Genomic DNA, 8,548 nt, shown 5'->3' with positions numbered 1-8,548 from the left:
CATCCACCGGCTCGAGCATGTCAGCCATACCCAGAACCCCTGGGCCCTCCGATCTTACGAATGACCAGATCAGACCCACGCTTGAAAGGTAGGACAAGCATGACCCGCCGCCCCAACATCGTGATGATCCTGACCGACGACCACGCGTCGCACTCCATCGGCGCGTACGGCTCGGTCGTCAACCGCACACCGAGGATCGACGAGATCGCCGAACACGGCTGGCGGTTCGACAACTGCTTCGCCACCAATGCCCTGTGCTCCCCGAGCCGGGCGTCGATCCTCACCGGCACCCACAGTCACGTCAACGGCGTCACCACGCTCGTCACGCCGATCGACGCGAGCCAGCCGACGTTCATCAGCCAGCTGCGCGAGGCCGGGTACCGCACGGCGATGATCGGCAAGTGGCACATGGGCGACGGCGAGGGACACGACCCGCAGAACTTCGACTACTGGGACGTGGTGATCGACCAGGGGGAGTACTGGAACCCGCGGTTCCTGTCCGCCGACGGCCTGCGCACCGTCGAGGGCTACGCCACGAACATCATCACCGACCTGGCGCTGGACTGGGTCGACAGCCTCGACGGCGACGATCCGTGGTGCGTGCTGATCTACCACAAGGCGCCGCACCGGCCGTGGGAGCCGGACGACAAGCACCAGGGCATGTACACCGATCCGGTGCCGCTGCCCGAAACCTTCCACGACGACTACGCCACGCGCTCGTCCTCGGCGCGGCGGGCCGCGGTCCGGCTCGCCGAGAACCTCAACGAAGAAGATCTCAAGGTCGCCCCGCCCGAGGGACTGAGCTACGACGAGCTGGCGATCTGGAAGTACCAGCGGTTCATGGAGGACTACCTGGCCTGCGTCGCGAGCGTCGACGACAACGTCGGCCGGGTGATCGACTGGCTCAAGCAGCGCGGCGACTTCGCCGACACGCTGCTGATGTACGCCTCGGACCAGGGGTTCTTCCTCGGTGACCACGGCTGGTTCGACAAGCGCTTCATGTACGAGGAGTCGCTGCGGATGCCGTTCGTGCTGAGCTATCCCCGGCGGCTGGCCGCGGGTGCGGTGTTCTCCGACATGGTGACCAACGTCGACTTCGCCCAGACGATCCTCGACGCGGCGGATGTGCCGCACCACCCTCGCATGCAGGGGCGCAGCTTCTGGCCGGACCTGCTCGGCGCGCCGGCACAACCGCCGGCCGTAGGGATCTACTACCGGTACTGGGAGCACGACGACAAGTTCCACAAGGCGCCCGCGCACTACGGCTACCGCACCGAGCGGTACAAGCTCATCTACTTCTACAACGACGGGCTCGGTCTGCCCGGCACCGGGCCGTTCACCTACCCGCCGGAGTGGGAGCTCTACGACATGGCGGCCGATCCGCACGAACTGCACAACGTCCACGACGACCCCGCGTATCGCGAGATCGGCGAGGAGCTCAAGGCCGCGATGTGGCGGGAGCAGGCCCGGCTGGGGGACAAACCGCATCCCAGCCAGCCGCAGCCGGCGGGGGTCTGAGTTCAGCCGCGCTGGTACGACCAGCGGGACCGGGTTGCTCGTCCTCGGGAAGTTACTGTGAAGCGTGAGCTGGGAGGTTTGTGGCGTGTCTTCTTGTTGTCCCCCGCCGCGGTCCGGATCCGAATCCGTCGCCGTCGAGCTGGTGGGCCCCGGCGGCGGCGTTGACTCCACGGGGCTGATCACCTTGCCGGGCGGGACGTTCCGGATGGGCACGGACGACGAGGACGGCTTTCCCGAGGATCACGAGGGGCCGGTCCGCGAGGTGACGGTCGAACCGTTCGCGATCGACGCCTGCGCGGTGTCCAATGCGCAGTTCGCGGAGTTCGTCGATGCCACGGGGTACCGCACGGAGGCGGAGCAGTTCGGCTGGACCTATGTGTTCGCGAAGTTCGTGCCGGGCGACCTGCGCAAGGTCTCGCCGCGTCCCCAGCAGACGCCGTGGTGGTGCGGGGTGGCGGGTGCGTACTGGCGCGCGCCGGAGAGCCCGGGAAGCACCGTCGACGACCGCTGGGATCACCCCGTGGTTCACGTGTCCTGGCATGACGCGATGGCGTACTGCCAGTGGGCGGGCCGCCGGTTGCCGACCGAGGCGGAGTGGGAGTACGCCGCCCGCGGCGGCCTGGACCAGGTGCGCTATCCGTGGGGCGACGAGCTGACCCCGAACGGCGAGCACCGCTGCAACATCTGGCAGGGCAAGTTCCCGGTGCGCAACACCGGAGAGGACGGGTACGTCGGCACCGCACCGGTGAACGCCTTCCAGCCCAACGGGTTCGGGCTCTACAACGTGTCGGGCAACGCGTGGGAATGGTGCGCCGACTGGTTCGACGACCACCGCACGGCACGCGCCATGCGCGGCGGCTCGTACCTGTGCCACGACTCCTACTGCAACCGCTACCGGGTCGCCGCCCGCACCGCGAACACCCCGGACAGCTCCAGTGGCAACCTCGGCTTCCGCACCGTCGCCGACGTCTGACACCCCGACTGCACGCCCCGACCGGGGATCGCCGATCGGGCCTTGACCGGGTATTCCACACGTGCGGCCAGGTAGAGCGCGGCAACCAGGGGCGTCGCGATCCCGCCGTGGCTGAGCGCGTCTCTCGGGGTGAGCGCGCTCACTGTCGTGCGTGCGGAAGGCAAACTCTTAGCGGCGGCGTTACGCCAGATCAGGTCCGCCCGTTCTTCCGAGATCTACCGGGTTGGGTGGAGGAGGATCTTAGGCGAGGCCGCAACGCTGGGGGTGGTTGGGTGATCCGCGAATATACCCCTCGAGGAAATGAAACCGGAAGGATGCTCCGTCGAACGAGAAGAGCCCCTGGGGGCTTCGCTGAATTTCTACGAGAAGAGCTGGACGTGGCACCGCATGTGGTTGTGCGCGTCAGGGTGTTCAACGCTGCGCGATGCTCGTGCTCGCCAAGAGGGCGGCGGCTTGCGCGATGTCGTTGGTGGTGGACCAGCGTCCGAGGGTGAGTCGGAGCGCGGATCGGGCGCGGCCCAGGCACGTGCCCATGGCGGTGAGCACAGTAGACGGTTGGGTTTCGCCTTCGTGGCAGGCGGATCCGGTGGATGCGGCCAGCTCGGGTGTGGCTGCGAGGATCTGATTGCCCTGCGTGCCGTCGATGCTGATGTTGAGGGTGTTGGGCAGGCGTTGTGCCGGGTGGCCGTTGAGGTGTACGCGGCCGGGGAGTCGCTGGTCGAGCTCGTCGTGGAGCATGTCGCGCAGTTGTTCCAGCCGCACTTTCTCCTCGTCGAGGTTGTCGTGGGCGAGCTGGGCGGCGTGCCCGAAGGCGACGATGAGGGCGACGTTCTCCGTCCCGGCTCGCAGCCCGCGTTCTTGCCCGCCTCCGCAGATGGCCGGTTCGAGCGTGAGCCCCTGCCGGAGGTGGAGGGCGCCGATGCCCTTGGGAGCGTAGAACTTGTGGCCGGTGACGGTCAGCAGGTCGACGCCGAGCTTGTGGACGGACACGCCGATTTTGCCGGTGGTTTGGGCGGCATCGGTGTGGAAGAGGGCGCCGCGGTGGTGGGCGCGGGCGGCGAGTTCCGCGATCGGCTGGATGGTGCCGGTTTCGTTGTTGGCGTGCATGATCGACACGAGGACGGTGTCGTCGGTGAGCGCGGCGTCGAGGTCGGCGGGATCGACCAGTCCGTCCGAGGTGACCGGTAGGTGGGTGACGCGGAAACCGTGCAGTCGGGCGAGAGCGTCGCAGGCGGCGAGGACGGCGGGGTGTTCGGTGGCTTGGGTGATGATGTGGTTGCCGTGGTCGCGGTGGGCGAGGGCGGCGCCGCGGATGGCGAGGGTGTTGGCTTCGGAGCCGCTGCTGGTGAACACGATCTCCTCGGGCGTGGTGTCGAGCAGCCGCGCGAGCGAGGAGCGGGCGGTGTCGATGGCGGCGCGGGCGCTGCGGCCGTAGTGGTGGCCGCTGGAGGGGTTGCCGAAGTGCTCGGTCAAGTACGGCCAGCACGCCTCGGCTACGCGGGGGTCGATGGGTGTGGTGGCGTTGTAGTCCAGGTAGATCGGGTTGTCGTGGAGTCCGGCGGGGATGCTGATAGCACTACCTTCTTTCATGGCCGGGACCTCCGGGGAACGCTTTTGATGCTTGTCCTTCGAGGACTCATGGGGTGTCCTCGGCAGCGCGGTGGGTTCGGGGGTGGGTTTCGTACATGCGGATCGCGATGCTGACCGCGGAGGCGAGGCTGATGACGGCGGCGGCCCAGACGGCGGCGCGCAGGTCCCAGAGGTCGGCGACGATGCCGCCGAGGACGGCTCCGGCGGCGTAGCCGCTGTCGCGCCAGAGCCGGTAGACACCGACGGCGCGGGCTCGCCAGCTGGGGTGGGCGACGTCGCCGATGGCCGCCAGCAGTGTCGGGTAAACCATCGCAGTGCCGGCCCCCAGCAGGACGGTGGCGATCGCCCACGCGGGGAAGCTGTTGGCTGCGGCGATGAGGGCCAGCGCGGCTGCTTGGGTGAGCATGCCGGTGGCGATGAGGTGTTTGCGGCCCCATCGGTCGGACAGCGCTCCGGTGGCGAGTTGCCCGATTCCCCAGACCGCGGGGTAGAGGGCTACCAGGAGTCCGACGCGGTCCACGGCCAAGCCGGCGCTGGCGAAGAGCAGCGGGAACAGCCCCCAGGACAGGCCGAAGTTGAGGTTGTTGACCAGGCCGGCCTGGCTGGCCGAGGACAGGGCCGGGTCGGTGAACGTGGTGCGGGCGAAGACCTGCCGGTTGGTCAGGCTGGTGTGCCCCGTGGTGGGGCTGGTGGTGGCGTGCTGGGCGGCTTCCAGGCGGGCGTGATCGCGGGTTTCGCGAACTGCCAAGGCCGAGAGGCCGAGGCCGAGCGCGACGTAGAACGCCCCGAGCAGGAACGGTGTGGGGCGGAGCCCGTATTGCTCGGCGAGATGGCCCGCGAGTGCGGAGGTGATGGCGACTGCCCCATATCCGGCGGCTTCGTTGAAGCCCATGGCCAGCCCTCGTTGCCGGGGACCGACGAGATCGACCTTCATGATCACCGTCGTCGACCAGGTCAAGCCCTGGTTGATGCCCAGGAGGAGGTTCGCGGCCACGATCCAGGCCCAGTCTGGTGCCCAGATCAGCATCAGGGGCACGGGGATCGCGATCAACCACCCGGCGACCAGGACAGGTTTGCGGCCGAAGCGGTCGGACAAGGTACCGGCGAAGTAATTCGTCGCAGCTTTGCTGAGTCCGAACACGAGCACGTAGGTCAGCAGGAAGGTGTAGCCGACCAGGTGGAATTCCTGCTTTGCCAGGAGCGGGAGCACGGTCTGCTCTTGGCCCACCATCCCGCCCACCAGGGCGTTGACCGCCACGAGCAGGCTGAACTGCGCGAGGTTGGCGCGCAGGCCCAGTCGCAAGCCGGTGGTGCTCATGCTCAGACCTCCAGCGGCCGACCGGTGACCTTGGCCCAGTCCTCCGGGCAGCCTTGCAGAACCGCCAGATCGCGGTGCCCGGCCCGTTCCAGGAGGCTGGCCCCTCCCATCGCCCGCTCGCCGTGCCCGCACATTTCATCGCCCTGACCTTGTTATACACTATTCCACGGAAGATTGGAGTATCGATGGGTGATCGAGGCGCGAAGACGGCCCTGTTCGATCAATTCGCCCGCGTCGGCAAGGCACTGGCCAGCGGGAAGAGGCTGGAGCTGCTCGACCTGCTCGCCCAGGGCGAGCGCACGGTCGAAGCGTTGGCGCGCGCGGCGCAGTTGGGGATGACCACCGCCTCCGCGCACCTGCAGACCCTCAAGCAGGCGAACCTGGTCGCCACCCGCCGGGAAGGCACCAAGATCTACTACCGCCTCGCAGGCACGGACGTCGCAGCCCTGTACGCGCTGGTGCGCGCCGTCGCTCATGCTCACCTGCCCGACGTGGAAGCGGCCCGCGCCGCCTACCTCGGCCCTGATGATGCCGAGCACGTCAGCCGCGAGGAGCTGCTCCGCCGGGCCCAGCTCGGCGACGTGGTCGTGCTCGACGTGCGTCCGAGCGAGGAGTACGAAGCCGGGCACATCCCGGGCGCGGTGTCGATCCCGGTGGACGAACTGGCCGACAAACTCGGCGACATCCCGGCCGATCAAGAGATCGTCGCCTACTGCCGCGGCAGCTACTGCGTGCTCGCCCACGATGCCGTGCGCCTGCTGACCGCCCACGGCCGCAACGCCCGACGGCTCACCGACGGGATGCTCGAATGGCAACTCGCCGAGCTGCCCGTGGAAACGGAGGCGCAGTGACCGTCGATCTGGGACACGCTCAGCGCACGCACTGGCAGTCCGCCTACGAGGCCAACCCCCACATGTACGGAAACGAGCCATCCGAGGCCGCCCGGCACGCGGCCGACGTCTTCTCAGGCCATGGCGGCACCACCGTCCTTGAACTGGGCGCCGGACACGGTCGCGACACCCTCTACTTCGCTCGGCGCGGATTTGCCGTGCACGCCATGGACTTCAGCCGCACCGGCTTGGCCCAGTTGCACACGCGTGCCCACCAGGACGGCCTGGCCGGGAACATCACCACCACCGTCCACGACGCCCGCACCCCGATCCCGCTTCCCGATGAAAGCGTGGACGGCGTCTTCGCGCACATGCTGCTGTGCATGGCACTGTCCACGGCCGAGATTCACCGCCTGGTCACCGAAATCCGTCGCGTACTGCGCCCAGGCGACCCCCTGGTCTACACCGTCCGCCACACCGGTGATGCCCACTACGGCACCGGCATCGCGCACGACGACGACATCCACGAACACGGCGGCTTCGCCGTGCACTTCTTCGGTCCCGCTCTGGTCGAAACTCTCGCACAGCAATGGAACCTGGCCGAGGTCCATGCCTTCGAGGAAGGCGAGCTTCCCCGCCGGCTGTGGCGCATCACCCAAACCAAACCCCGCTGACCTGCGCATCGGTGAAGCCGCGTGATGCGCTTGCGGTCCCTGCCCGAAAGGCACCCCGTGACCCCTGCTGTTCACCCAGCCCAAAAGCGCATCCTCGGCGTGCTCGTGACGGCCCAGATCCTCAGCGGAGCCGGTCTTGCCGCCGGCATCACCGTCGGCGCCCTGCTCGCCCAGGACATGCTCGGCAGCACCAGCCTGTCCGGGCTGCCCAGCGCACTGTTCACCGTCGGCTCCGCTGCTGCCGCGGTCATCGTCGGACGCATTTCGCAGCGCCTAGGCCGCCGCGCCGGGCTCTCGGTCGGATACCTGGCCGGCGCGGCAGGAAGCCTCGGGGTCGTCGCCGCCGCCACTACCGGCAGCGTGTTCCTGCTCTTCCTGTCGCTGTTCGTCTACGGCGCGGGCACCGCCACCAACCTGCAGGCCCGCTACGCCGGAGCCGACCTCGCCTCACCACAGCACCGCGGGCGGGCCGTGAGCACAGTCCTGGTGGCCACCACCGTGGGGGCGGTTGCCGGACCGAACCTGGTCACCGTGACAGGTCAGCTAGCCGACGCCCTCCACATCCCACGTCTGGCCGGTCCCTTCATCCTGGCCGCGCTCGCCTACACAGCTGCCGGCGCCGTGCTGTGGACCATGCTGCGTCCCGACCCCCTGACCACCGCACACGCTCTCGCCGCGAACGCGACAGATTCCGGCGAGAAAACCCTGGAACGGGAAGCGACCCAACCTCGAAACGGGCACAGCACGCACCTGATGCTGGGTGCGGCCGTCATGGTGCTCACCCAGCTCATCATGGTCGCCATCATGACCATGACGCCCATCCACATGCAGCACCACGGCCACGATGTCAGCGCGGCAGGCCTGGTCATCGCCGTCCACGTGGCCGGGATGTACCTCCCATCCCCGTTCAGCGGACTGCTCGTCGACCGCTTCGGACGACTGACCGTGGCCGCCGCCTCCGGACTCACCCTCCTCGGCGCCGGCCTACTCGCGGCCCTGGCCCCGCCGCATTCAGTCGGACTGCTCGCGCTCGCGCTCGCGCTGCTCGGACTCGGCTGGAACTTCGGACTGATCAGCGGCACCGCGATCATCACCGACACCGTCCCCCTGACCACCCGCGCCAAGACCCAAGGCACGGTCGACGTCGCGATCGCCCTTGCCGGAGCCGGAGGCGGAATGGCCTCGGGCCTCATCGTCGCGACAAGCAGCTACACCACACTTGCCGCCATCGGCGGTTTCCTCGCCCTAGCAATCATCCCCGCCGTGGCCTACACGGCCCGCCCATCCCATCAATGATCCGGCCCTAGCCGGAAGGTGTGTCCCCGGCCGTGCAGCCCTCGCGGGCGACGGCCGTTCCCCTGGCCTCGGCGGTTTCGCGGTCGGCGCGCAGTTCATTGATCTGCTGCGGCAACGAGGACTACGACACCGACCACGTGACCTGCGCCCTGCGCAACGCCGTCCGTCAACTCCGCGCCCGCGAACCGGAAAACCCCGCTACTGGTCCGCCCACGTCCACATCGGGCCGTGAGCGGTTCGGGGCGCTATAGCACCCTATAAAACTGACGGAGATGGTTGACACCCGGGCCTGATGATCATAGGGAGATCCGGGTGAGTGAACCCCAGTTGGACCGCGAGGTGCGTCGAC

Annotated in this window: 7 protein-coding genes; 5 read left to right on the top strand and 2 right to left on the bottom strand. The window is 68.3% G+C overall.

Going from position 1 to position 8,548, the window contains the following annotated elements; all coding sequences use genetic code 11:
- The first annotated feature begins 99 nt into the window (after nt 1–99).
- Nucleotides 100–1,518, top strand: coding sequence for a sulfatase family protein (locus tag AC07FN_RS45240; protein ID WP_478401270.1), 1,419 nt, complete (start codon nt 100–102; stop codon nt 1,516–1,518).
- An 85-nt stretch (nt 1,519–1,603) separates the two neighbouring features.
- On the top strand, nt 1,604–2,491 hold the full coding sequence (locus tag AC07FN_RS45235; protein ID WP_478401269.1) for a formylglycine-generating enzyme family protein: 888 nt from the start codon (nt 1,604–1,606) through the stop codon (nt 2,489–2,491).
- A gap of 411 nt (nt 2,492–2,902) precedes the next feature.
- On the opposite strand, the gene AC07FN_RS45230 is transcribed toward AC07FN_RS45235, so the two are convergent.
- Both AC07FN_RS45230 and AC07FN_RS45225 read right to left on the bottom strand, forming a co-directional pair.
- The gene (locus AC07FN_RS45230; protein WP_478401268.1) at nt 2,903–4,081 is read right to left on the bottom strand and encodes a cysteine desulfurase family protein; all 1,179 of its coding nucleotides are present in this window, start codon (nt 4,079–4,081) and stop codon (nt 2,903–2,905) included.
- A gap of 46 nt (nt 4,082–4,127) precedes the next feature.
- Nucleotides 4,128–5,399: an MFS transporter gene (locus tag AC07FN_RS45225; protein ID WP_478401267.1), complete on the bottom strand. Its 1,272-nt coding sequence runs from the start codon at nt 5,397–5,399 to the stop codon at nt 4,128–4,130.
- 185 nt (nt 5,400–5,584) lie between these two features.
- Here AC07FN_RS45225 and AC07FN_RS45220 point away from each other — a divergent pair, with 185 nt between their 5' ends.
- From AC07FN_RS45220 to AC07FN_RS45210, 3 genes are all read left to right on the top strand, one after another.
- Nucleotides 5,585–6,250 carry an ArsR/SmtB family transcription factor gene (locus tag AC07FN_RS45220; protein WP_478401266.1) on the top strand — a complete coding sequence of 222 codons (666 nt, stop codon included), beginning with the start codon at nt 5,585–5,587 and terminating at the stop codon, nt 6,248–6,250.
- Nucleotides 6,247–6,903: a class I SAM-dependent methyltransferase gene (locus tag AC07FN_RS45215; RefSeq protein WP_478401265.1), complete on the top strand. Its 657-nt coding sequence runs from the start codon at nt 6,247–6,249 to the stop codon at nt 6,901–6,903. Before AC07FN_RS45220 ends, AC07FN_RS45215 begins: the two co-directional genes overlap by 4 nt.
- A 99-nt stretch (nt 6,904–7,002) precedes the next feature.
- Nucleotides 7,003–8,199: an MFS transporter gene (locus AC07FN_RS45210; protein ID WP_478401264.1), complete on the top strand. Its 1,197-nt coding sequence runs from the start codon at nt 7,003–7,005 to the stop codon at nt 8,197–8,199.
- Nucleotides 8,200–8,548: the final 349 nt, after the last annotated feature.

This window comes from Saccharopolyspora sp. NPDC045941, assembly GCF_056431445.1.
Note: the sequence above shows the minus strand (reverse complement) of the source record. Positions and strands in the feature narration are given on the sequence as shown.